Raw genomic sequence first — 24,159 nt, forward strand, 5'->3', positions numbered from 1 at the left:
ATCTCACGAGCCTATGGGTTGCTATTCAGCAAACACCCAGAGACGTGAAAGACATCGGCGATTGATTTTACGAGGCTTCCTTAGCCTCACCCCCCACTTGGGCAATCCAATCCTGGAGATTGTAGTAGGTGGTAATGCGAGCGATCTGGCCGTCGCGAATTTCAAAAAAACTTCCGGCAGGAAGCGCATAGGTCTGACCGTCGGCCTCCGGCAGCCCTTCATCGGTCGCAATATACGTGCCGTGAACGATGAATTCGGCAGCCGCTCGCGTGCCCTCCTCGTTCACAAACAGAACGATATCCGTTAGGCGCTCTTTGTAGCAGCGGGTCATGTGAACGTTGAACGACCAGAAAGCGTCCTTGCCCAGCCGGCGCTCACCCTGATTGACATCATGGATCAGATCCTCGGCGACCAAGCTTTCCATTTTCTTGGTGTCACCGGCATTGAATGCAGCGAAATACGTGTCGATCAGAAAACGCGATTGCTTGTTTGGCATTGGAACTCAACAGGTTGATGATGTTTGGTTGAAAGGAGTGTGCCGTCCAACGATCCCGGGGACAAGACCGCATCGCGCCCCTGGTGTACGGAACCTCACCAAAATCAAGACAATCAGTTTAAAGCTGCGATCGATATTTCAAAGCGAGAGCCCGCGGATCAGAGGGGCCAGCCTACCGTACAATACTCTACAATTCAAAAGTTGCGCACAAACAAAATACAAGCAATATATTTTGAATTACTTTTTAGCATTTGATTACAAATCCAATTTACCCTAGGAAAGAAGAGGTGAGATAAAAAGATAAACACCATGACAATTAAAGCGTTGAGAGTTTTTTCTTTATTGATCCTGTTGGCGTTAATCGCACTGCCGGCAAAGGCAGAGCACATCACGATCGTCACCGAACACCTGCCCCCGTATAACTATTTGGAAGATGGCGAAGCGCGCGGCATGTCGACAGAGGTCGTACAAGCTGCCTTGGATGCTGCCGGACATACGTCCGAAATCAGATTCATGCCTTGGGCCCGGGCCTACCAGATCGCTTTAACAAAACCCAACACACTGGTCTATTCCATCGCAAGAACGGCGGAACGCGAGGCGTTGTTTGCCTGGGTCGGAGAAATCGCGCCGTTCGGTGCGTCTTTGTATCAACGCGCGGACCAACCAGTGATCACATTAACCCAGCTAAGTGATGCCAGGTTATTACAGGTTGGTGTCTACCGGGGCGATGCCAAGGAGGCCGTTTTGCGAAAAAACGGGTTTCAAAATCTGCAAACAACCGAAGATGATCATCTAAACCTGCGCAAGCTGATGCTGGGGCGCATCGATCTTATTGCGATCGATGACAGTGTGATTGGCCCCCTCCTCGCGGAAGAAGGCATTGCCTCAAACAAAGTCCGCAGGACGCTGGGAATCGACGAAGTCAGCGGGCACCTCTATATGGCCTTTCACAAGGAAACGGATCCTGATCTTGTGATGTCTGTGCAGCGCGGCCTTCAACTCATCAAGGAAAACGGACAGTACGAACAGATCCTGAACCAATACCTTCTGATCAATTGAGCTGGCTCGATTCGACCAAAACTCTGGCGACCGGCAATACTCGGTTCGTCCACCATGCTGGCGGCATTGCCTTTGTCACTTTCAACCGGCTGTGCAATCTCTCTTGCCTGCACTTATTGTGGCGTGTTGGATTTCCTCGTGTATTCTTCAAAGCTGTAAAACCACTCGGAGCGTATCTTGAAACTGGCATTCCTAGCTGCGCTGTACATCTCATTCGCGTTTACCGCCAAAGCGGAAACGCTGGAAATCGTCACAGAGCATCTGCCGCCGTTCAACTATCTGGATGATGGCGTTCCGAAGGGCATTGGGACAGAAGTGGTCGAGGCTGTCTTGAAAGAAACAGGCCGCGCGGCTCCGATCCAGTTCTTGCCTTGGGCGCGCAGTTATCAGATGGCATTGCAGACGCCTGGCACTCTGATCTACTCGATCCTCAGAACTCCGGATCGTGAGGACAAATTTGCCTGGGTTGGCCAGATCGCACCTTATGGAGTGTCGCTCTATCAACTGGCCCATGACAACGCCCCAGAGCTTACATCCCTGGAAGATGCACGGCCTCTGAGGATCGGTGTCTATTTTGGCGACGCGAAAGGCGAGTTTCTTCAAGCCAACGGTTTTACCAATCTGTCTTCTGTTGAAAACGACAGGCTGAACCTCCGCAAATTGATGCTAAAACGCATAGACCTGATGATCATTGATGACGCTGTCATCAAGGAACTCATCGAACTTGAGAATGTAGATCCAAGAAAAATCCGCCGTGCGCTGCCAATTCAAGAGCTGAGCGGTTACGCCTATATGGCTTTTCAGAAAGACACAGATCCAAAGCTTGTCGAAGAATTTCAGCGCGGGCTGGCAAAAGTCAAAGAGACCGGCGTTTTTGATGCCATCCTTGAAGAATACTATCTAATCAACTGACACCTTATACTCGTTTCGTCCGATAATCAGAAGATCGGAAATCCGCGGCTGCGCCATTGTGATCGCGGCACGGGTGACCCGACCCGCAGGCTGAAGCTTTCAACACGCGTAATCGCGCGATCCACCTGGCAGCGGAAATCGACATTGTGCCACGTGCCGAACGTTCGGAACGCCGCACCGCTTGGCCTCAACACCGTTAGACCCGGAGGCGTTTGAAACGTCGGTAGGAGATCTGGCAGGATTGGCGGATTTTGTGCCTGTAGTTGCGCTCGCAGCTCCGTTGCGCACAAAAGGTTCAACCGCTCACTGTCCGACATGCCGCGCATGGCAGTCCGCACACGCCCATCTGCGAGCAGGTCGCCTGACAACAGCCTGCGGGCTGGTCGCAACGCTTCACCACGCGGGGCAGAAGATGTCACCCCCGCTGGCACAGGCGGTTTCGTCCGCGGGATCGCGGCAACAACCGTTTGTGCTTCCGCACCCTCCGGCTCACCTTCAACCGGTTCGTCCAGTGTCGTCTCAGGTGCTGCCTCAGGAGGCGTTGGCAGCTCCTCCGGCTCTTCAGTTGCACCGGCCTCTACGGGCTCAGCAGTCTCGTCTTCGTCCAAGGCTTCAGGTTGCTCAGGGCCAGGGTCGGCCGGCTCGGAGGCAGCGTCTTCCGGTTCCCCAACAGGTTCAGCAGTCTCCCCGGCCTCGACAGGCAGAGGCGTTTCGATCTCGGGCGCGTCCAACTCCCGCTCGTCGAGCGCAGCCTCGTCGACTTCCGCATCTTCAACTGGCGTTTCTGGCTCTGGCTCTGGCTCTGGCTCTGGCTCTGGCTCTGGCTCTGGCTCTGGCTCTGGCTCTGGCTCTGGCTCTGGCTCTGGCTCTGGCTCTGGCTCTGGCTCTGGCTCTGGCTCTGGCTCTGAAGCATCTGCCGTTTCAATCGGCGTGTCTTCTAAATTCGGCTCTTCCAGGTTGGTTTCTGCCTGTTGCGGCTCTCCCAACTCGCTGCCTTCGGGCGCTGTATCTTCATCGCCAAATTCAATGACGGGCTGTAAAACAGGGATCTCCGGGAGTTCCGGGTTTTCCTCAGGTCCCTCAGGCTGCACGTCTTCTTCTGGCTCCTGCTCGGCCTCTTCTTCTTGAGGCTCTTCAGGTGCCGGCTCTTCTTCCTCGACCGGAGGCTCTTCCTCGGCAGCTTCTTCTTGTGGCGCCTCCTCTTCCTCCAAGGGTACGGGCTCCGGCGAAACCGGCTCTGGAAGTGTCACCAGCTCCACCTCAACCGACTCCACTCCCTCAGGTGGCCGGTGTCCTTGAAATCCGCCAACCAGAAGCAGCGCCGCCAGACCGTGAAAGACCAGGGACACGACGACCCCGGTTGCAAACCCGATGCGGGGGGCAACTTCGGGCGTTTCGGGACGCTTTTCCGGAATTTCGAGACTGGTCAAACGGTTCGCCTTGCCCTGCCCGGCAAACGGGCGCGCTCAATCTTTCGCTTCTTATCAAAAAACCCGGCAGAAATGTGCCGGGTTTTCATCAAGTTATCGCGAAGGCCGATCAGCTGTCGAGGAATGACCGCAGCTTCCGAGACCGGCTCGGGTGCTTCAGCTTCCGGAGCGCCTTAGCCTCGATCTGACGGATACGTTCACGGGTCACCGAGAACTGCTGCCCAACCTCTTCTAGTGTGTGGTCGGTGTTCATGCCGATGCCAAACCGCATCCGAAGGACGCGTTCTTCACGCGGCGTGAGCGACGCCAGAACGCGGGTCGTGGTTTCACGCAGGTTCGACTGGATCGCTGCATCAATTGGTAGAACAGCGTTCTTGTCCTCGATAAAGTCGCCGAGATGCGAATCTTCCTCGTCACCAATCGGTGTTTCGAGCGAGATCGGCTCCTTGGCAATTTTCAGAACCTTCCGGACTTTTTCCAACGGCATCTGAAGCTTTTCCGCCAGCTCCTCCGGGGTCGGCTCACGGCCGATCTCGTGGAGCATCTGGCGCGATGTCCGAACGATCTTGTTGATCGTCTCGATCATGTGCACCGGAATACGGATCGTCCGGGCTTGGTCGGCAATCGAACGCGTGATTGCCTGCCGGATCCACCAGGTCGCATAGGTCGAGAACTTGTAGCCGCGGCGGTATTCGAACTTGTCAACCGCGTTCATCAGGCCAATGTTGCCTTCCTGGATGAGATCCAGGAACTGCAGACCGCGGTTTGTGTATTTCTTCGCAATGGAAATCACGAGGCGCAGGTTCGCCTCTACCATTTCCTTTTTTGCGATCCGTGCTTCGCGCTCACCCTTTTGCACCATCGCAACAATGCGGCGGAATTCGGTGATCTCAAGGCCCGTCTCGGTTGCCAGCGTCTGGATTTCGTGACGCAGCTCGCGGACGTTTTCCTTCTCCTTGGCGATGAAGTTCTTCCAGCCGCGGGTCGACAAGTTCGCAACCTTGCGCAGCCAGTTCGGATCAAGCTCCGCGCCCTGGTATTGCTTCAGGAAATCCTGACGGTCGACATTGTAGCTGTCCGCCAGACGCAGAAGACGGCCTTCATAGCCCATCAAGCGCTTGTTGATATCGTAGAGTTGAGCGACCAGAGCATCGATACGGTTCTGGTTGAGCGACAGGCTCTTCACGTCGACGACGATGTCTTCTTTCAGCTTCTTGTAGCGGCGCTCCTGGCTCGGAGACAGGGTCTTGTTGGCCAGCTTGTTCTCGACAAGTTGGTCCTGCAGACGGCGCAGCTTTTTGTAGTCATCCGCGATGCGGTCGAAGGTTTCGAGAACTTGCGGCTTCAGCTCAGCTTCCATCGCAGAAAGCGAAACGTTGGACTCGAACTCGTCGTCGTCGTCCTCACCGTCGCCTTCGCCATCTTCGTTTTCTGTGTTTTCGGACGGGCCGCCAGCCTGGTTCTCAGAACCACCCTCGCTGTCTTCCGCATCCGGATCATCATCATTGTCGCCAGTCGGCCCGGCTTTGGCATCCGGGCCAGCGTATGTGGCTTCCAGATCGATGATGTCACGCAGGAGAACCTGCGCTTCATTGAGTTCGTCACGCCAGATGATGATTGCCTGGAAGGTGAGCGGGCTCTCGCAGAGGCCAGCGATCATCGCCTCACGGCCAGCTTCGATCCGCTTGGCAATCGCGATCTCGCCTTCGCGTGACAAAAGCTCAACGGAGCCCATTTCGCGCAGGTACATGCGAACCGGGTCATCTGTCCGGTCTGCAGGTTCCTTGCCTGTCGTTGTTTTGGCAACTGCGGAGGTTTTGGCTGCAACCAGCTCGCCGCCGTCAACCTCTTCTGGTCCGTCTTCCGCTTCTTCGGCCTCGATCACATTGATGCCCATGTCCGAGAACATCGACATAATGTCTTCGATCTTTTCCGAAGAGTTTTGATCGGACGGAAGAACTTCGTTGAGTTCATCGTATGTCACATAGCCGCGTTTTTTCGCGGCCTTGATCATCTTTTTGACAGCAGCATCCGACAAATCCAGCAACGGGCCATCGGCATTGTCCGCGCCCTGTTCTTGATTGTCGTCAGCTTGTGTCGCTTTGGCTACCATATCGTGCTCCAATTCACGGCCTTGGATCGGCCGCGCCGCGCCCTGTTTGGCTCAAACCCGCATTCCCGGCGCGCCAGCACTGCTGCGGCGGCTGCCAGACGAATCAACTTGTTCTGCAGGTTGTAAGCCGTGTCCCTTAAGTCCCAATTAACTGCTCACTTATCGACAATGTCATTAATTGCATCGACAATGCACGCAGTACCCGGTTTCGCGACCGCACGTGCGTTCGCGTTTTTCTGTTTCAGCGGCTTGCAGCTTTGTTCTGACTATTGGCCGTCAGCAGCTTGAAGGCTGAGGCTCGCGAAGGCTGCAAAACCTCTATTTAGCTCGACGCGCACGATTCGCAAGTGTGATTCGGCAGTGGTCAATAAGTTTTCGGTATTTTCCGCTCTATTTTGTGTGCTTTTCCGGACCAAAACCCGGAGCCGATGGCAAACGTCAGAAAAAACGTTATCCCGCCGCGACTTGGCTTGCGCCCCCAGCATCTCCGTTAGACCGGATTTTCTTGGCTCTTTCGGCCAGCTCCCCTTCCTCACGAGCGCACTCTTCCCGGCGTCGGGTGAGGTCCTGCGTCAAAGCCTGTATCCGCTGCCACGCAAGCTCGTCGATCTGATCATCCGCAGCATTGAGCTCAGACTGCAACTCTTCTTCCAGTGCGTTCAATTCCAAGACGTCAAGGAAGTGCAAGAACGCCGCCTCGACAAAGTCTTCGGGCGGGTTGGCTTTTAGCAACGGGAAACGGTGATTGAGTGCATAAAACTCGGCTTGTTTTTGTTCTTGAAGGCCAATGGTCTCAAGCACCATCTCATGCATCACATCGCGCAACGGATCATCAAACGACGCGATCAAATCGGAAATGGCTGCGGTTTCTAGATCATCTACGATACGGCAAAGGGCATCGCGGACACCAATGTGCAGTTCATTGACCAGAGGCAGGCCAGAGACACGCTCGAAGTTGCGATCAAGCAAATCCGGGAACCGCATACAAAGGCCCAAAACAAGCCGCTCGGTTCCAAAGTCATCACTGACGGCAACCCGCTCGCGAGCAAGACCGATAACGTTGGCGGACGGGTCTGCGCCCGGCTTCTTTCCGCCCTTCCGGTCCTTGCGGGAAAGCTCGAAAAAGAGATTAGAGAGCTTGAACTTCAGATCGAGCTGGTATCGCCGTTTGACCCGGTCGTCCCGGATGGTGCCAATCAGGTCATCAAACCGTTTTTCCAAAGCCGCCTTGCGCTCCGGCGTATCCAACCGTGCAACGGAAATCTCCCGATCCCAAACAACATCAAACAGGTTTCGGGACTTTTCAGCCTCGGCCCAAAAGCCCTCAACTCCGCGCTGTTTGACCAAGTCATCCGGGTCCATACCGTCCGGCAGGAAGTTGAACTGGAACGAGTAACCGCTTTTAAGCACCGGAAAGATCCGATCAATCGCGCGGTGCGCTGCTGATATCCCGGCGGCATCCCCGTCAAAACAGACCATGGGTTCGGGCGCAAAACGCCACAGACGCAGGATCTGATCTTCTGTAAAAGCGGTTCCGAGCGAGGCAACAACATGACGAATGCCTGCTTGATAAAGGGCAATCGCATCCATGTAGCCCTCAACAACAAGCGCTTGGCCGGATTTGAACGCAGGTTCCCGTGCCCTGTGGGCGTTGAACAGCATTGTCCCTTTATGAAAAAGCGGCGTTTCCGGCGAATTGAGGTATTTGGGTTGCCCATCCGGCAACATGGTTCTGCCGCCAAACGCAACCACCCGGCCACGATCATCCTGGATCGGGATCATAAGCCGGCCGCGAAACCGGTCATAGGATGGGCGCGCATCATCGGGCTTGATCAACAAACCCGCCTCGATCATCGCTGGCTCTTCAACACCGCGGCCCTTCAGGTGCGACTTCAAAGCGTCCCGGCTGTCGGGTGCAAAGCCGAAGCGGAACTCGCGCAAGATTTCCGGCGTTAGCCCTCGTTTTTGCACATAGGCCCTCGCGCCCTCGCCGCGCGGTCCCTTGAACTGAGCCTCAAAAAACTGAGCGGCCATTTCACAGATATCAGCAAGACTTGCCCGCTTCTGTTCACGGCGGGCAGCTTGCGGATCAGGGGCAGGCAAGGCAACGCCCGCCTGATCGGCCAAACGCTCAACAGCTTCCGGAAAACTCAGCCCCTCAGTTTCGGTGATAAACTTGAAATGATCCCCAGAAGCCCCGCACCCAAAGCACTTGTAACGGTTACGGCGGTCATCAACGTGAAAACTCGGGCTCTTTTCCTGGTGAAACGGACAGCATGCCCAATAGTCGCCCTTACCCGGTTGGGTCTTCCGGCGATCCCACGTCACCCGCCGCGCCACGATTTCCGAAAGCGGCAATCGGGCTCTAATTTCATCAAGAAGGCGCGGCTCAAATCGCATGAAAAGAACGGTATCCGTGTGAATAAATTGCAGCAAGCAAGGAGATGTCAAACCACCTGGCTGCCTAACTCAAAATAGGGCTTATTGGCCGGCTTCGCTACCGGATTGAAAAGGCCAAAGCGATCTGGGGATGACTTGTGCGAAACTACGCCAGATGTCTCAGCAAGGTCTGGCGGAGAGCCTCCCGCTCAGTTTGCGCTTTTGCCGTCTACTTCGCCTGCTGGTTCACTGCCAGCGTTATCATTGTTGCCGTTGCGCAGCATGTCCCGCATGACACAAGAGGCCTGCACGAAGTCCATCTGGCCGGGATAGCGGGATTTAAGCTCGCTCATGCATCTGCCGATGTCCCGCAACCCATGGGCTTCAATTTCCCGCACGGTTTCTTCGCAAGCCGAGCGCACTTCATCTTCGCTTAACTGCTCCGGCAAGAATTCACGAATGATGGCCTGCTCGGTGCGCTCTTGCTCCGCAAGGTCCAGCTTGCCGCTGTTTTCGAAATCGGCGGCAGATTCATCACGCTGCCGGACCATTTTCTGAAGGATGTCAATCACTTCATCCTCGTTGATCCCGTCTTTGCCGTTTTCCCGGGCAGCACTTTCCCGGTCTTTGACAGCGGTCTGAACGAGCCGAAGCGTGGCGCAGCGTCGTTTGTCACCGGCATCTTGTGCAGCCCTTAAGGCCGAGTTGATTCTGTCTCGCATCACATCGCGCATGGTTTGCCCCACCCCTGCCGTATAAACGGGTCAGTGTGCTTTACACCCACCAGTTCATTTAAGCCAAGCAATTGAATTTCAAAGATCTTTTTTCATAGGATCAATGTTGACGATCCTGCCCGCTTCCCATAGAGTCCCGCGCTTAATGCAGACGGCCAGATGCAAGGAATTCCTTCGCTCCGATCGCCTTTCCTGCAGTGCATGATGTCACCATCAAACTCTGGATACAAGACATGACGACTGCAGACGCATGGTCTGACACCCCGGCGACCGCCCTGCTTGTGCTCTCCGACGGCAGCGTGATCGAAGGATACGGCCTCGGCGCAACCGGCCAAGCGGTTGGAGAAATTTGCTTTAACACCGCGATGACCGGTTATCAGGAGATCCTAACGGACCCGTCCTATTCCGGCCAGATCATCACGTTCACGTTTCCTCACATCGGCAATGTCGGCACCAATGGTGAAGACATTGAAACCGTCAATATGGCCGCAGACAGCGGCATCCGCGGCACTGTCCTTGCCGCCTCGATCACAGATCCAGCCAATTACCGCGCTGCGCAGCATCTCGATGCCTGGCTTAAAAGCCGCAACATCATCGGCATCAGCGGTGTCGACACCCGCGCGCTCACAGCGTTGATCCGCGAAAAAGGCGTCCCGAACGGCGTCATTGCCCATGATCCGGACGGCAACTTTGATCTGGATAACTTGAAATTGGCTGCCGCCAACTGGCCCGGCCTTGTAGGCATGGACCTCGCCAAAGACGTATCCACCACCCAAACACACCAATGGTCACAAAAGACATGGGCTTGGGACGAAGGGTATCTGAATGCGGACGGCGGCAAGTTCAAGGTGGTTGCTCTCGATTTCGGCATCAAGCGCAACATTCTCCGTCTCCTGACTGACGCTGGATGTGACGTGACTGTTCTGCCGGCCAACGCGACCTCAGAAGATATCCTGGCTCACAAGCCTGACGGTGTCTTCCTTTCCAACGGCCCTGGCGATCCAGCTGCAACAGGTGAGTATGCCGTAGGTACGATCAAATCCGTGATCGATGCCGGGCTGCCGGTGTTCGGGATTTGCCTCGGCCATCAGATGCTCGCACTAGCACTTGGCGGCAAGACCATCAAGATGCACCAGGGTCACCATGGCGCGAACCATCCGGTACTGGATCAAACATCCGGTAAAGTGGAAATCACGTCCATGAACCATGGCTTTGCGGTTGATGCAGAAAGCCTGCCGGACAACGTGCAGCAGACCCATGTGTCGCTGTTCGACGGCTCCAACTGCGGTTTGGCGATGAAAGACAAGCCGGTCTTTTCTGTTCAGTACCACCCGGAAGCCTCTCCCGGCCCGCGGGACAGCCGCTACCTCTTCAAGCGCTTTACCGACCTTATGGAAACCGCCAAGGCCGCTTAAGCCTGATCGGCGTAAACATAGTGTCTCGAAAAAACAAAACGGCAGCCGAAATGGCTGCCGTTTTTCGTCAGAGATGCATCTGATTTGCGTTTAGCCACGCAACTGAGCAAACGCTCCCAAGATCTGGTCGACTTCTGCGATCTGCTCGTCCAGCATCTGCTTCTGTTCCAGCAGAATCTCTTGTTGGGAAAGGCAAATGCTTTGAAGCTCGGCAAATTGCTCTTGACGCGGCGTGCCGCCTTCAACCAGAGCAATCACGCGGCGAATTTCAACAAGGGTAAGGCCAATTTTCTTGGCTTGCAGGATAACACGCATGCGGGAAACATCACGCGCCCCATAGAACCGGCGCGCACCCTTGCGAACCGGATGCAACAACCCTTTTTCTTCGTAAAAGCGGAGTGTGCGGAGCGTGACGCCAAACTTTTCCGACATTTCGGAAATGGCCAGCGGACGGTCGTCTTGCGGAATTTCAGTATCCGGACCCGCAATATCCGGAACAACCACCATATTCGTAGCTATCTTATTCATAGTCTCTTGCCCGATCTTTTTATTTTTCTCAGTCGCATAACAGGCTCTGAATCGCACCAGTAGCACCGGATCCCACCAACCGGGCGCTGGCTAAAAACGCGTTTCAGACGAGCTCCAATGCACAACCCAGTGTGTTGAACAACGAAAGCTTACCTGCGGACGTCCGAGATTAAGCACGCCAAGCCTTACACCTATTCCATAGAAAAAATCTAGACTAAATCACGGAAACACGCATTTTTTCGCAGAGTACGTGTCATATAATTACCGTAAACATACGGCGTTTTCCGATGTATACATGTATTTTTTAGATAAAATTTTCTCGCCGATTTTATAATCTCAAGAAATATGAATTATCGATAATCTAATATATCAGAAACATTACAAAGAACGTTGAAAATTATACACTCACGCGACGACAAGTTCGCAAGTCTAATAATAAGGTAAACTTCCTAATCGACATGATAAATATTACACTACGCACTGATATTATCGATAATTGGCGCTGTTAAAACGCAACTTCAGCTCATTATGCTCAAAAGCTGGGGATTTTATTCAGGAAATCAGAAGTTCGCGGAACGGTCCTTACCCCAAGCTCCGGAGCAGAATTAACTTTATTCCGCAACGGCACTAAGGACGAAAAATTTCCGAGGAAAAGAGCGTTCAAAAGGATCAACAGCGCAGATCAATCCGTGAATTCCACGATTCGTACTAAAGGGAAGTCACTCCAAGGTCTTACGAATGGCCTCATAGCCTTAGGTATCTGGTACTAAAAGCAGACACATTTATTCCGACCACAGTCGCACTATGTGCACTTCCGGATTGACATTTTCGGTCGCAAGATATTTGTGTCAGGAAACAATTACTGACTGCCGATCAAGGCGTTGGTTTCAACACACGCTTTATTTGAAGATGCCAGACTCAAAATCAAAGAACCCGACCCCCATCATGACACCGGAACAATTTCGGAGCTGGCGACGAACACTCGGATTGAAGCAAAAAGACGCTGCCGAGCAGCTCGGGCTGAAAAAGCGGATGATCCAATACTACGAGAAGGGAAATCGGGACGGGCGGCCGGTTGAAATCCCGAAATCAATCCGATTGGCCTGTTACGCCCTATCGCAAGGGATCGCTGACTTTGACGGTGTAACAACGACAGATGCACCGCCCCCCAAGGACAAACCCGACGCCTGATCGATTTTCCTTGATATAAACATCATGTTTAGCGCGATCCGGGGTTCCCACGCGGCACGGTTTTCCCTATAAGACGCGCTCAGCCAACATCGTCATTCACTTAACGACCGAGCAGACTGGAAGCAAACACGCGCTTTCCCGGACCGCTCGCTTCGAGCTGCGAGCCGAGATGCCTAAACGCACAGATATTTCCTCCATCCTGATCATTGGTGCCGGCCCGATTGTTATCGGCCAGGCGTGCGAGTTTGACTACTCGGGAACACAGGCGTGCAAGGCCCTGCGCGAAGAAGGCTATCGAATTATCCTGGTCAACTCGAACCCAGCGACGATCATGACGGATCCGGACCTGGCCGATGCGACATACATAGAACCAATCACGCCAGAGCTGGTCGCCAAGATCATTGAAAAGGAACGCCCGGACGCGCTTTTGCCGACGATGGGTGGGCAAACCGCGCTGAACTGTGCGCTGGACCTGGAACAGATGGGCGTTCTGGAAAAATACGGCGTTGAGATGATCGGCGCGCGTGCCGACGTCATTGACAAGGCGGAAGACCGCGAAAAGTTCCGCGCGGCCATGGACGTGATCGGTCTTGAGAATCCCCGGGCGGCCATTGCCTCCTCCCCGGCCATTCGCGGTGAAGATGGTAAGATCACCGGCTACGACCGGAACACCGGTTATTTGGAGGCCATGCGCGCTCTGGATGAAATTGGCCTGCCAGCCATTATTCGCCCCGCTTTCACGCTCGGCGGCACAGGCGGCGGTGTTGCCTATAACCGGGAAGAATATGAGACGATCGTGCGCTCGGGCATCGACGCATCTCCGGTTGGCCAGGTCCTGATCGATGAGAGCCTGCTCGGCTGGAAAGAGTATGAAATGGAGGTCGTCCGCGACAAAGCGGACAACTGCATCATCATCTGTTCCATCGAAAACGTTGACCCGATGGGCGTCCACACCGGCGACTCCATCACCGTCGCACCAGCCCTCACGCTGACCGACAAAGAATATCAAATCATGCGGGACGCTTCGATCGCGGTCCTGCGCGAAATCGGCGTCGAAACCGGCGGCTCGAACGTCCAGTTCGCCGTCAATCCGGAGAATGGACGCCTTGTGGTCATTGAGATGAACCCGCGCGTTTCCCGCTCATCCGCCCTCGCCTCCAAGGCAACCGGCTTTCCGATCGCGAAGATCGCCGCGAAACTTGCGGTTGGCTACACACTGGACGAGTTGGAAAACGATATCACGGGCGGTGCAACACCAGCCTCTTTCGAGCCGAGCATCGACTATGTGGTCACCAAGATCCCACGCTTTGCCTTCGAAAAATTCCCGGGCTCCGAGCCTTATCTGACAACGGCGATGAAATCGGTTGGCGAAGTCATGGCCATTGGCCGGACCTTCAACGAGAGCCTTCAAAAGGCGTTGCGCGGTCTGGAAACCGGCTTGAACGGTCTGGATGAGATCGACATTCCGGGCCTTGACCAGGGCGACGACAAAAACGCGTTGCGGGCTGCCGTTTCAACAGCAACTCCAACCCGTTTGCTGTCGGTTGCTCAGGCCATGCGCCTCGGCATGACGGTGGAAGAAGTCAATCAGGCCAGTGGCATCAACACCTGGTTCCTGGAACAGATGGCCGACATTCTGGCCATGGAAGCCAAGATCCGGAATATCGGCCTGCCCAAGGATGCTGCCAATTTGCGCAAACTCAAAGGCATGGGCTTCTCCGATGCACGGCTTGCAAGCCTTGCCGGCGTGGACACGGACGATATTGTCAAGCTGCGGAATGAGCTGAACGTCCACCCTGTTTTCAAGCGCATCGACACCTGCGCGGCCGAATTCGCGTCGCCGACCGCATACATGTACTCCACCTACGAAGCTCCCTTCATGGGCGCTCCGGCCTGTGAAGCCAATCCGTCCGACGCCAAGAAAGTTGTCATTCTCGGCGGCGGTCCGAACCGGATCGGCCAGGGCATCGAGTTTGATTATTGCTGCTGTCACGCCGCCTTCGCTCTGGAAGATGCCGGCTATGAGACCATCATGGTCAACTGCAACCCGGAGACTGTTTCCACGGACTACGATACGTCAGACCGTCTCTACTTCGAACCGCTGACACCGGAAGACGTTCTGGAAATCATCCGCAAGGAACAGGAAAACGGTACGCTTCATGGGGTTATCGTTCAGTTCGGCGGCCAGACGCCTTTGAAACTGGCCCAGTCGCTGGTCAAGGCCAACGTGCCGATCCTTGGCACGTCGCCTGACATGATCGATTTGGCGGAAGATCGTGACCGGTTCCAAAAACTGCTGATCAAGCTTGGCCTGAAGCAGCCGGAAAACGGCATCGCCTATTCCGTTGAGCAGGGCCGCTTGATTGCCAGCCAGCTCGGTCTGCCGCTGGTGGTCCGCCCGTCTTATGTTCTGGGCGGCCGCGCAATGCAGATCATTCGGGATGAGGAAAGCCTCAACTCCTATCTGCTTGGCACTCTGCCGGAACTGGTTCCTGCCGAGGTGCGGGCGAAATACCCGAACGACAAGACCGGTCAGATCAACACGGTTTTGGGCACGAACCCGCTCCTGTTCGACCGGTATCTGGAAGGCGCTATTGAGGTTGATGTCGACGCCCTGTGCGATGGCAAGGACGTCTTCGTCTGCGGTATCATGGAACACATCGAAGAAGCTGGCATTCACTCCGGTGACAGTGCCTGTTCCCTGCCACCGTTCTCTCTGTCTGACGACCTGATTGAGGAACTGAAGCGCCAGACAACAGAAATGGCACTCGCCCTCGAAGTTGGCGGCCTGATGAACGTGCAATACGCAATCAAGGAAGGTGAAATCTATGTTCTTGAAGTGAACCCGCGGGCATCGCGGACTGTGCCGTTTGTTGCCAAAACCGTCGGCGAGCCGATTGCAAAGATCGCCAGCCGTGTCATGGCCGGGGAAAGCCTGGCGTCCTTCGGCCTTGCAGAGAAGAAATTCGACCACATCGCCGTCAAGGAAGCCGTATTCCCATTTGCAAGGTTCCCGGGCGTCGACACAATTCTTGGGCCGGAGATGCGCTCCACCGGTGAGGTCATGGGCCTCGACAACCACTTTGGAACTGCCTTCGCAAAGTCCCAGATCGGGGCTGGTACGGGCGTTCCGTCGGAAGGCACAGTGTTTGTCTCCATGCGGGATCAGGACAAGGCGTCCGTCGTTGACGCCGTCCGCAGCCTGGAAGATGCCGGGTTCAAAATTATCGCGACAGCGGGGACCCAGACGTTCCTGAAAGAGCAAGGCATCAAGGCGGAGAAGATCAACAAGGTCATGGAAGGCCGTCCGCATATTGTCGATGCGGTCAAGAATGGCGAAGTGCAGCTTGTCTTCAACACGACCGAAGGTGTTCAGGCAATTGCCGACAGCCGATCCATGCGCCGCGCGGCCCTTTTGAATAAGGTGCCCTACTACACCACGCTTGCAGGGTCGATTGCTGCTGCAAAGGGCATTTGCGCGCATAAAGCGGGGAGTCTTGAAGTTAGGCCTTTGCAATCCTACTTCGCCTAAGGCTAATATGAGTTGAAACCGGCCGGGAAAGTGCCCTTTCCCGGCTGGGTTTGTTTTTGTGAAGCGTGGTCTTCTTCGAGAGGACCCAATAAGCTGAAGGTCTTAGACCCATGGAAAAAGTTCCGATGACCTCCGCCGGTTACACCATGCTCCAAAACGAGCTGAAGGAACGGACCGGTGTCGAGCGCCCGCGCATTGTTGATGCCATTTCAGAGGCCCGCGCGCATGGCGACCTGTCGGAAAACGCTGAATACCACGCGGCCAAGGAAGCTCAGAGCCTGAACGAGGGCCGGATCGCAGAATTGGAAGACAAACTGTCCCGCGCCGAAATCATCGACGTGAGCAAGCTGTCTGGCGATGTTGTCAAGTTCGGCGCGACCGTGAGCTTGGTTGACGAAGACACGGAAGAAGAAAAGAAATACATGATCGTCGGCGACGTTGAGTCCGATGTGAAACAAAGCAAGGTTTCTATTTCTTCTCCGATCGCTCGTGCGCTCATCGGAAAGTCGGTAGGCGACAGCGTGGAGGTCGCCGCGCCAGGCGGTGCCCGCTCCTACGAGATCGTGGAAGTGCAGTTCATCTGACGCTGCCAGCCTGTCCAATCCGATAGAAGCCCAATACAGAATTTTGCCAAGTTTTCGATTTTCACCGCCGAGCACCTTTTATTCTGATCGTGAAAGGATTTAAGGTCTAAGGCGGTGGGATTCGGAGATCCAAAATGGTTTTTCACGTAATTGGTTTCTGGCTGCTGATGCTTTCCATCCCCTTGTGGGGATATCGTTTCTTTCTGACATCCAAGCTTGCCTACCGGGAGAAGAAAATCTTCCGACGGCTGCTGGATCACGCTGACGAGCGGGCTTACTTTTTCGCGTTGAAGCTATTCGGTTTTTTGGTAGCCTTGAGCGCAGCTGTTTTGGCGATGGTTGCCGGTCTCGGCTACATCAAGCATGGCTCCACACAAATCGGCAGTTACCGCGAAGTCATTCGCAGCCGTATCTATTCAGGCGTTGACCCTGTGGACCAGGCGCTCGACACCTTCCACTATGATCAGTGGCTGCCAATCGCGATCCTGACGACCTGTGCATTGCTCAGCATCAGCTTCACGCTCGTAGCAACGGCGCTCCGCGACATCTCGCTCCTCAATCGGCTGCGCAAACGCCTAAAGAAAGTCCCTCAGGCTCTGAGAACGGCACCAAAAGCCTGAAACGCGAAGGTCAAAGCTACCTGTTTTAATCAGGCAGCCCATCACACATTTGAAATAACTTGAGGAATTAAGGTCAGCCGTCGATCGGCACGACCGGCTCATCCTTGGTCCGGCGGATGGTGAGTGCTGTGCGGACACTGTCCACGTTTGGCGCAGCCGTGAGTTCACGGATCACGAAATTCTGGAATGTCTGCAAATCCGGCGAGACGCATTTCAGAAGGAAATCCACCTCCCCTGAAAGCATATAGCTCTCGCGAACCAGCGGCCATTTTTCCACTGTCTGCTCAAAGGCAATCAGGTCTGCTTCGGTTTGGCTATGAAGGCCTACCATGGCAAAAGCGGTGACATCGTACCCGAGCTGCTTTTCATCCAGGAGCGTCCGGTAGCCTTGTATCAGGCCAGCTTCCTCAAGCGCACGCACACGTCTCAAACATGGCGGCGCGGAAATTCCGACCCGGCGAGCCAACTCAACATTGGTCATCCGGCCATCATCTTGCAATTCCTTCAGGATTTGCCAGTCAATGGCATCAAGGCGCGCTTTCACACCGCTCTCCTATGAATTCTGGGACGGTGCCGTCACACGGCCCGAAACTGGGGCTGACGTGAGGTTCCGCAAAAACTTGAGTTTCATGCACAAACGTGTTTCTACGGTGCCGAGTTATGACTTTTTGCGCGTTTGTGCAAGACTATAACAAATTTGCGCACAATCTTGAAAGATTCCGACAGGGAAATCCCGCAGTTTATGTTGAATGCAACGGCATCGCCCCGTTCCCTTTGGATTTTGACGGATGGTAAAGCGGGCGACGTCGCGCAATGCGTCGGCGTCGCAGATACCCTCAAACTTCCCTACGAAATGCGGACCGTTTCTCCCAAACCACCCTATTCCTGGTGGATGCCGTTCGGCCCGTTTCCGCCCGCTGAGCGGGAGGACCGGCCGGGGAGCCCGCTCGCGCCACCGTTCCCTGATATTGCAGTGGCCTCCGGCCGCCGGGCTGCGGCTTACCTGCGCCGCCTTAAGAAAGCGTCTAACGGCAAAACCTTCACGGTGTTCCTGAAAGACCCAAGGTCCGGTGCAAAGACTGCTGATCTCATATGGGTTCCCGAGCACGATCCACTCCGCGGCGACAATGTCCTGGTCACACCGACCTCTCCCCACAAGTTTTCGGCAGCGCGTCTTGCTGAACTGAAGGGAGAACCGGTGCCGCAGATCGACAATCTCCCTCAGCCGAGAGTGGCAGTACTTGTGGGCGGCAACAGCCGCCACCACACCTTCACAGACAATGATCAAACCCGATTTCTGGACGGACTGCGTGAGACAGCGGCACAGAACAGGGCGCATTTTCTGATCACAGCTTCGCGGCGGACCCCCGAGTTGCTGGTCAACGGGATCAAGACCCTTGCCCAAGATGGCGATCATTTCTTCTGGGACGGAACCGGCAACAATCCGTACGGTCATTTCCTGTCAAAGTCCGACGCCATCATTGCAACCGCAGATTCGACCAACATGATTGGCGAGGCCACGGCCACGGGCAAACCGGTCCACGTCTTTCATCCAAGCGGTGGTCACGCAAAGATCACCCGGTTTTTGGGGACTTTAGAAGGTATGGGATGTGTTCACCCCTTCCCAGGGCCACTTAAAACCACTACCTACGACCCGATTGACGCAACACCTGTGATCGCAGAACGTATTCTGGCAGACTACAAGGCGCTTCACCAAACCGGTCAAATATCGCAAGGTGACTGACATCTGGCAGTCACGGTTGAGACAAGAAACACGGATTATACTACGCCCATGAGTACTAAGCACAGCAAGCTGTTGATCGTCGGCTCCGGCCCGGCCGGTTATACCGCCGCCATCTATGCGGCCCGCGCCATGATCCAACCGACCTTGGTTGCCGGAATTCAGCCGGGCGGTCAGCTGACCATCACCACCGATGTCGAGAACTATCCCGGCTTTGCAGACCCGGTCATGGGCCCATGGCTTATGGAGCAAATGCAAAAGCAGGCTGAAAATGTCGGCACGGAGATCATCTACGACACGATCATCAAGGCAGACTTGTCGGTGCGCCCGTTCCGCCTGGAAGCAGATAGCGGCACCGTGTTCACGGCAGACACTTTGGTGATCGCGACCGGCGCGCAAGCCCGCTGGCTGGGCCTCTCCTCTGAACAGGATTACATGGGTGCCGGTGTTTCGGCCTGTGCGACATGTGACGGCTTCTTCTATCGGAACCGCGAAGTCGTCGTGGTCGGCGGCGGCAACACGGCAGTCGAAGAAGCGCTCTACCTAGCGAACCTTGCCTCCAAGGTGACGCTGGTTCACCGCCGCGACAGTCTGCGCGCAGAAAAGATCCTCCAGGACCGGCTGTTCTCACACGAGAAAATCGAGGTGATCTGGGACCATCAGGTTGACGAGATCCTCGGGGGCGGCCAGCCAAAAGCGGTCACGGGTGTGCGCCTGAAAAGCACCAAGACTGGCGAGCTTCAGGAAATCTCCACCGATGGTGTGTTCATTGCGATCGGCCACGCGCCATCCGTTGAACTGTTCAAGGATCAATTGACGTTGAAATCGAACGGCTATCTGGAGACCGCACCGGATTCCACCAAGACTTCGATCCCCGGCGTTTTCGCAGCCGGTGACGTTACCGACGATATTTACCGCCAGGCGGTCACCGCAGCCGGAATGGGCTGTATGGCTGCCCTTGAAGCGGAAAAGTATCTCGCCGAACAGGATGCTGTCGGTTCACAACAGGCTGCTGAGTAACGCAGTTTCCCGGCTGGACGGATTGGGGAATGCCATGGATTGGGACAAATTGCGTATCTTCCATGCTGCCGCGCAAGCCGGCAGCTTCACCCATGCGGGCGATACGCTTCATATGAGCCAATCCGCGGTGAGCCGTCAGGTCAGTGCGCTTGAGCATGATCTGGGGGTTCCCCTGTTCCACCGGCATGCCCGCGGCCTGCTGCTGACGGAACAAGGCGAACTTCTCTATCGCACTGCCGGTGATGTCCTGATGAAGCTGGAGGCCGTGCAATCCAGGCTCAAGGACAGCAAGGACAAGCCGTCTGGCGTTTTGAAAGTCACGACCACGGTTGGCTTGGGGTCAACCTGGCTGGCATCAAGGATCCGAAGCTTCACGGATCTTTATCCGGATGTCGAATTGCAGCTGATTTTCGACGACGACGAGCTCGATCTCAGCATGCGCGAAGCCGATGTGGCGATCCGGTTGCGCCAACCGACACAGCCGGATCTCATTCAACGCAAACTCTTCACCGTGCACTTTCACGTGTTTGCGTCACCTGAATATATTCAGCGCTTTGGCGCGCCTTCTTCGATCGAAGACATCGATGATCATCGCATCATCACTTTTGGCGAGCAGGCTCCTGCCTATCTGCGCTCGATGAACTGGCTTGTGACGGCCGGCCGCGTGGATGGCAAACCGCGGCAGTCAGTGCTACAGGTCAACAACATCATAGCGATCAAGCGCGCTGTTCAGACAGGCGCTGGTATTGCGATGTTGCCAGACTACATCATCGACAATGGCCGAAACTTGGTTCCCGTGCTTGAAGATCAGGAAGACAAGGTGCCGTCCTTCGATACCTACTTCGTCTATCCCTCGGAGCTCAAGAACACCGCACGGGTCACGGCTTTCCGGGAGTTCCTTTTAAAGAACGCCCAAAACTGGGTGTACTAAAAGAAAGCCCTCGAGCGACCAGCATCGGTCACACTCGCAACCAGACGGAACGGCGGCCCTGCATCTGTCTTTCGGTAAGTATGGTTTGTTCGGGTAACTCTCGGCACCGTGCTGTTGTGATGAGCATTGTGGCTACGAACCAAGTTTTGTTGAGAGCAGCCGGGTCTGAATTCGTAACAAGACATCCACCCTACAGACGCTCGTGCGCGGGTGTCTGGTGTGATCCTCAGCCTGTAACTCACTCAGAAAACTAACAAATCTAGGGACGGTCAAAGCCCTGCGCGATTTGCATAGCAGATCTGCGTCACTGCCTCTTGTTTAAGCAGCTTGTGCACTGCATATAAGCAGCACTGTTGGTCACACAGGCATCACGTCCTCCTCCCAGTGATGCCTCGACCAGCTGTTCCCCTCTGGAAGGTGATTCCACTGGTTACAGTGAATCAATTCAAACTGCCGGGTCTTTTAAGACCCGGCTTTTTTTTGCCTACATGAACGTACTCTCAAGCGTTAGAGCGGGTCGCATTTAATCGGGTTCATTTGATGAGCTTACTGAGTTCATTCGGCAAGGCGCGTCGTGAAGCGCGGCCTGGTTGGCCGGGCAAACGTCGCAACGCGGCCGATGGGCTCAGTAAGCTCACCCTTCGGGCCGGACAATTTTTGCCTCTGGCTTTGTTGTGGTCCGCTTATGGTACCCCGCACCACCGCGCGGACCTCGCCTCGCCAGAAACAAAAATCGTCTCGGTCAAATGAAACCGATTAAATGCGACCCGCTCTAAGCGCAGCCTTGGCAACTTTGGGAATTTCAAAATACGCTTGTTGCACATCCTCAAGCGGGATTGGCTGACCAATAAAATAGCCTTGACCGTAGTGGCATCCGCAAGCTCTCACCACGCCCAACTGCTGAGCCGTTTCGACGCCTTCGGCCGTCGACTTCATATCCAGATTGTCAGCAAGCGCCGCGATCGTTCTCAAGATCGCTGCACTGCCCTCGTCTTTTTCAACTTCCGAAACAAACCTGCGGTCAATCTTGAGCTTGTTGAATGGCAATTCCTGCAGATAGCCAAATGACGAGAAGCCGATGCCGAAATCGTCCAAGGCCAGGTTCAGACCAGCATCTCGCAATTTTCTGAGATCCTCATGAGCGGCTGAGCCTGCGGACATCAAGACACTTTCGGTCAACTCCAGTTCCAGGCGATGCGGCGAAATTCCAGCTGCTTTTAGACCGCCAAGAACTCGTTCGACAAATCGTCCATCGCCAAGCTGCAAAACCGAGACATTCACACAGGCGCGGTAATCGTCCGGCCAGGTTGCCAGGGAGCGCAACACTTCAGACAGAACAAAATCGCCAACCTTCGCGATCAGGCCAATCTCTTCGGCCAGCGGGATGAAATTTGAAGGGGGGACATAAATTGCCTCGCCCTGATGCCAACGAACCAGAGCCTCGAAGTGATCAACCCGATGTGTTTCCAGGTTCAGGATCGGCTGGCAAAAAACATCAAGCCCCTGATTTTCCACCACGCGGATCAGAGCGTTCTTCGTGCGCTTCCGCTCTGCATCTTCCTGCGCAATATCGGCGTCAAAGACCCGGTATGCGGATCTTTTCTCCTGCTTGGCCTTATAGAGCGCCAGATCAGCACGTGAGAGCGTCTCTTCAGAACCGGCACCATCCGCAGTGATGATCGCCACACCAACGCTCAGTCCACTCTGAACCATGAGCCCGTCGAGATTAACGGGCATGTCGAAAGCGGCGCACAAACCGGAAGCAATCTCGCTGATGTCTTCCTCCGTGCGCGGCTTGAGCACAAGCGCAAACTCATCGCCGCCCAAACGGGCCGCAAGATCACCACCTTCGATGACAGCTTTCAGGGTGTTGGCAACGTGCTGCAGCAAACGATCGCCGACGACATGGCCATGACTGTCGTTCACTGCCTTGAAGTCGTTTAGGTCAATGAGCAGTAGCGATGGCGACACCTCATCGGCATTCCCGGCGTTTTCTACGACGTGATCCAAAGTCTCCCTGAAGGACAATCGATTGGCCAGTTCGGTCAGGTTATCCGTTTCAGCTGCCTTTTTGACGCGCTCATCCGCAACGACTTTCTCGGTGACATCTTCATAGGTCTCTACCCATCCGCCGTCCGGCATTGGAGCTGCGGAAAAAGACAGAATCCGGCCGTTGGACAGGTGGATTAACGAGCGTATGTGTGAGGTAGGCTGGGCACTCTCAGGAACAGCTTTTGTGGTCTCTCCTGGAAACCCGGTCACGAAAGCGCCTAGCCGATACTGGTTGTAGGCGTGGTAGGACGTTCCAGGCACAAGCATTTCCGGCGGAAGCCCCGTAAAATCCCCGGCACGGTCATTGCAAAAACGCAGTCTACCATCCTTATCAAACGCACTGACGCCCTGTACGACCGATGCCAAGGTGACCTCCAGCTCTTCTGAACGGAGACGGGCTTCCTTTTCTCTCTCAAAGAGGCTGTCCGCCATTTCCTTGCGGTCGGTGATGTCCCAATTCACCCCGACGGCTTCAGTAACGTTGCCGGCATCGTCTTCAAGAAAATTGCAATGGGCGGCCAACCAGCGGATGCTGCCATCCCGGCGCACGATCCGAAAATCGGTGGCAAACCCGGATTTCTTCTCATACGCCTCCAGGAATTGCCGGCGGGCTGCATCGATGTCATCGGGGTGAACGGTCCGCTCCCAATCATTAAACTCGCCTTTGAAAGACCCGGAATCGACATCAAACAACCGAAACATTGCATCGTCCCAGGTGAGACGATTGGCAGCCATATCGAAACGCCACACAGCAATTCCAGCAGATGACCGGGCGAGGTCAGTCAGAAAAAGCGTGGATTTGAGCGCCTTGTGCTCAACGGAGAATTTCTTGGCCTCGCTGATCATCAGGCCAAGAATGACCACACCGACCACGTTTCCAACTAGCAGCAAGTACCAAGCGTTTTCGAGGATCTGGAGCCCCGCCTCAACGCCTTTATCAATGAAGAAACACGGAAGGACGAAAAGCGTACCGACAACCGCAATGGACAAAAGCCGCAAGGGCCCCGGGCCGAGATCACGATGACGGCAACAAGCCCCGACAATCGCACCGAAAGCCGCGTAAAAAAACGGGCTGAGGCTTCCGCCAATCACAAATGGGCCACCGACCCAAAAACGCGCAGCCCCTGCAATGCTTGCCGTGATGATCCCCCCCAAAGGCCCAAGAAAATATCCGCTAAGGATCGCCGGAGCAGCCCGCGTGTCGAACGTGGCACCATCGCCAAAATGGACGGGCATCATCACGACCAGAGCGGACAGGAGGCCAAACAACGCGCCAAGGAATGCCGCGCTTACCGACCGGCGCGCGTGCAAGGTATCCCGGCGCGCAAAGAAGTAGAACGCCAATGCGCCCAACGAAAGAGCGCCAATATTTGCGATCCAATCGACGACCATCTAAGCCTTTCTGAGTGCACAAAAGCACAC

At 55.2% G+C, this 24,159-nt stretch carries 18 protein-coding genes; 10 read left to right on the forward strand and 8 right to left on the reverse strand.

Features of this window, described 5'->3' with window-relative positions:
• Positions 1–67 precede the first annotated feature (67 nt).
• Complete coding sequence (locus ACVDG4_RS13365; RefSeq protein WP_133946143.1) at positions 68–496, reverse strand: ketosteroid isomerase-related protein; 429 nt, start codon at positions 494–496, stop codon at positions 68–70.
• Positions 497–805: 309 nt separating this feature from the next.
• On the opposite strand from ACVDG4_RS13365, the gene ACVDG4_RS13370 reads away from it, so the two are divergent.
• Together ACVDG4_RS13370 and ACVDG4_RS13375 are read left to right on the forward strand one after the other, a co-directional pair.
• A complete protein-coding gene (locus ACVDG4_RS13370; protein ID WP_447235425.1) occupies positions 806–1,555 on the forward strand; it encodes a substrate-binding periplasmic protein in 750 nt (249 codons plus the stop codon).
• Between the two features lie 177 nt (positions 1,556–1,732).
• On the forward strand, positions 1,733–2,467 hold the full coding sequence (locus tag ACVDG4_RS13375; RefSeq protein WP_447235426.1) for a substrate-binding periplasmic protein: 735 nt from the start codon (positions 1,733–1,735) through the stop codon (positions 2,465–2,467).
• 26 nt (positions 2,468–2,493) lie between these two features.
• Here ACVDG4_RS13375 and ACVDG4_RS13380 read toward each other — a convergent pair whose 3' ends face one another.
• The 4 genes from ACVDG4_RS13380 to ACVDG4_RS13395 form a co-directional block, all read right to left on the reverse strand.
• Entirely contained in the window at positions 2,494–3,897 is a 1,404-nt protein-coding gene (locus tag ACVDG4_RS13380; RefSeq protein ID WP_447235427.1) for a DUF930 domain-containing protein, read from the reverse strand.
• Between the two features lie 109 nt (positions 3,898–4,006).
• A complete protein-coding gene (gene rpoD, locus ACVDG4_RS13385; RefSeq protein ID WP_447235428.1) occupies positions 4,007–6,010 on the reverse strand; it encodes an RNA polymerase sigma factor RpoD in 2,004 nt (667 codons plus the stop codon).
• Between the two features lie 450 nt (positions 6,011–6,460).
• Entirely contained in the window at positions 6,461–8,410 is a 1,950-nt protein-coding gene (gene dnaG / locus ACVDG4_RS13390) for a DNA primase (protein ID WP_447235429.1), read from the reverse strand.
• A 188-nt stretch (positions 8,411–8,598) separates the two neighbouring features.
• Positions 8,599–9,111 carry a GatB/YqeY domain-containing protein gene (locus tag ACVDG4_RS13395; protein WP_209174903.1) on the reverse strand — a complete coding sequence of 171 codons (513 nt, stop codon included), beginning with the start codon at positions 9,109–9,111 and terminating at the stop codon, positions 8,599–8,601.
• 245 nt (positions 9,112–9,356) lie between these two features.
• On the opposite strand from ACVDG4_RS13395, the gene carA reads away from it, so the two are divergent.
• Positions 9,357–10,538, forward strand: a complete 1,182-nt coding sequence (carA, locus tag ACVDG4_RS13400; RefSeq protein WP_306148877.1) for a glutamine-hydrolyzing carbamoyl-phosphate synthase small subunit — start codon at positions 9,357–9,359, stop codon at positions 10,536–10,538.
• A gap of 90 nt (positions 10,539–10,628) precedes the next feature.
• Here the strand turns inward: carA and ACVDG4_RS13405 are convergent, their stop codons facing one another.
• The gene (locus ACVDG4_RS13405) at positions 10,629–11,066 is read right to left on the reverse strand and encodes a MerR family transcriptional regulator (RefSeq protein ID WP_209181437.1); all 438 of its coding nucleotides are present in this window, start codon (positions 11,064–11,066) and stop codon (positions 10,629–10,631) included.
• Positions 11,067–12,011: 945 nt separating this feature from the next.
• On the opposite strand from ACVDG4_RS13405, the gene ACVDG4_RS13410 reads away from it, so the two are divergent.
• The 4 genes from ACVDG4_RS13410 (at position 12,012) to ACVDG4_RS13425 (ending at position 16,993) form a co-directional block, all read left to right on the forward strand.
• Entirely contained in the window at positions 12,012–12,257 is a 246-nt protein-coding gene (locus ACVDG4_RS13410) for a helix-turn-helix domain-containing protein (protein ID WP_286190295.1), read from the forward strand.
• Positions 12,258–12,426: 169 nt separating this feature from the next.
• A complete protein-coding gene (gene carB, locus ACVDG4_RS13415; RefSeq protein WP_447235430.1) occupies positions 12,427–15,789 on the forward strand; it encodes a carbamoyl-phosphate synthase large subunit in 3,363 nt (1,120 codons plus the stop codon).
• Positions 15,790–15,899: 110 nt separating this feature from the next.
• Positions 15,900–16,373, forward strand: coding sequence for a transcription elongation factor GreA (gene greA, locus ACVDG4_RS13420; RefSeq protein WP_133946122.1), 474 nt, complete (start codon positions 15,900–15,902; stop codon positions 16,371–16,373).
• A 134-nt stretch (positions 16,374–16,507) separates the two neighbouring features.
• Positions 16,508–16,993: a hypothetical protein gene (locus ACVDG4_RS13425; protein WP_447235431.1), complete on the forward strand. Its 486-nt coding sequence runs from the start codon at positions 16,508–16,510 to the stop codon at positions 16,991–16,993.
• A 73-nt stretch (positions 16,994–17,066) separates the two neighbouring features.
• Here the strand turns inward: ACVDG4_RS13425 and ACVDG4_RS13430 are convergent, their stop codons facing one another.
• Positions 17,067–17,537 carry an Lrp/AsnC family transcriptional regulator gene (locus ACVDG4_RS13430; protein ID WP_008190144.1) on the reverse strand — a complete coding sequence of 157 codons (471 nt, stop codon included), beginning with the start codon at positions 17,535–17,537 and terminating at the stop codon, positions 17,067–17,069.
• 198 nt (positions 17,538–17,735) lie between these two features.
• Here ACVDG4_RS13430 and ACVDG4_RS13435 point away from each other — a divergent pair, with 198 nt between their 5' ends.
• The 3 genes from ACVDG4_RS13435 to ACVDG4_RS13445 are packed head-to-tail and all read left to right on the forward strand — an operon-like array spanning position 17,736 to position 20,685.
• Positions 17,736–18,737 carry a mitochondrial fission ELM1 family protein gene (locus tag ACVDG4_RS13435; RefSeq protein ID WP_447235432.1) on the forward strand — a complete coding sequence of 334 codons (1,002 nt, stop codon included), beginning with the start codon at positions 17,736–17,738 and terminating at the stop codon, positions 18,735–18,737.
• Positions 18,738–18,785: 48 nt separating this feature from the next.
• The gene (gene trxB / locus ACVDG4_RS13440; protein ID WP_447235433.1) at positions 18,786–19,754 is read left to right on the forward strand and encodes a thioredoxin-disulfide reductase; all 969 of its coding nucleotides are present in this window, start codon (positions 18,786–18,788) and stop codon (positions 19,752–19,754) included.
• A 34-nt stretch (positions 19,755–19,788) separates the two neighbouring features.
• Positions 19,789–20,685 carry a LysR family transcriptional regulator gene (locus ACVDG4_RS13445; RefSeq protein WP_133946114.1) on the forward strand — a complete coding sequence of 299 codons (897 nt, stop codon included), beginning with the start codon at positions 19,789–19,791 and terminating at the stop codon, positions 20,683–20,685.
• 756 nt (positions 20,686–21,441) lie between these two features.
• On the opposite strand, the gene ACVDG4_RS13450 is transcribed toward ACVDG4_RS13445, so the two are convergent.
• Complete coding sequence (locus tag ACVDG4_RS13450) at positions 21,442–24,129, reverse strand: EAL domain-containing protein (RefSeq protein WP_447235434.1); 2,688 nt, start codon at positions 24,127–24,129, stop codon at positions 21,442–21,444.
• Positions 24,130–24,159: the final 30 nt, after the last annotated feature.

It is taken from the genome of Roseibium sp. MB-4 (assembly GCF_053005265.1).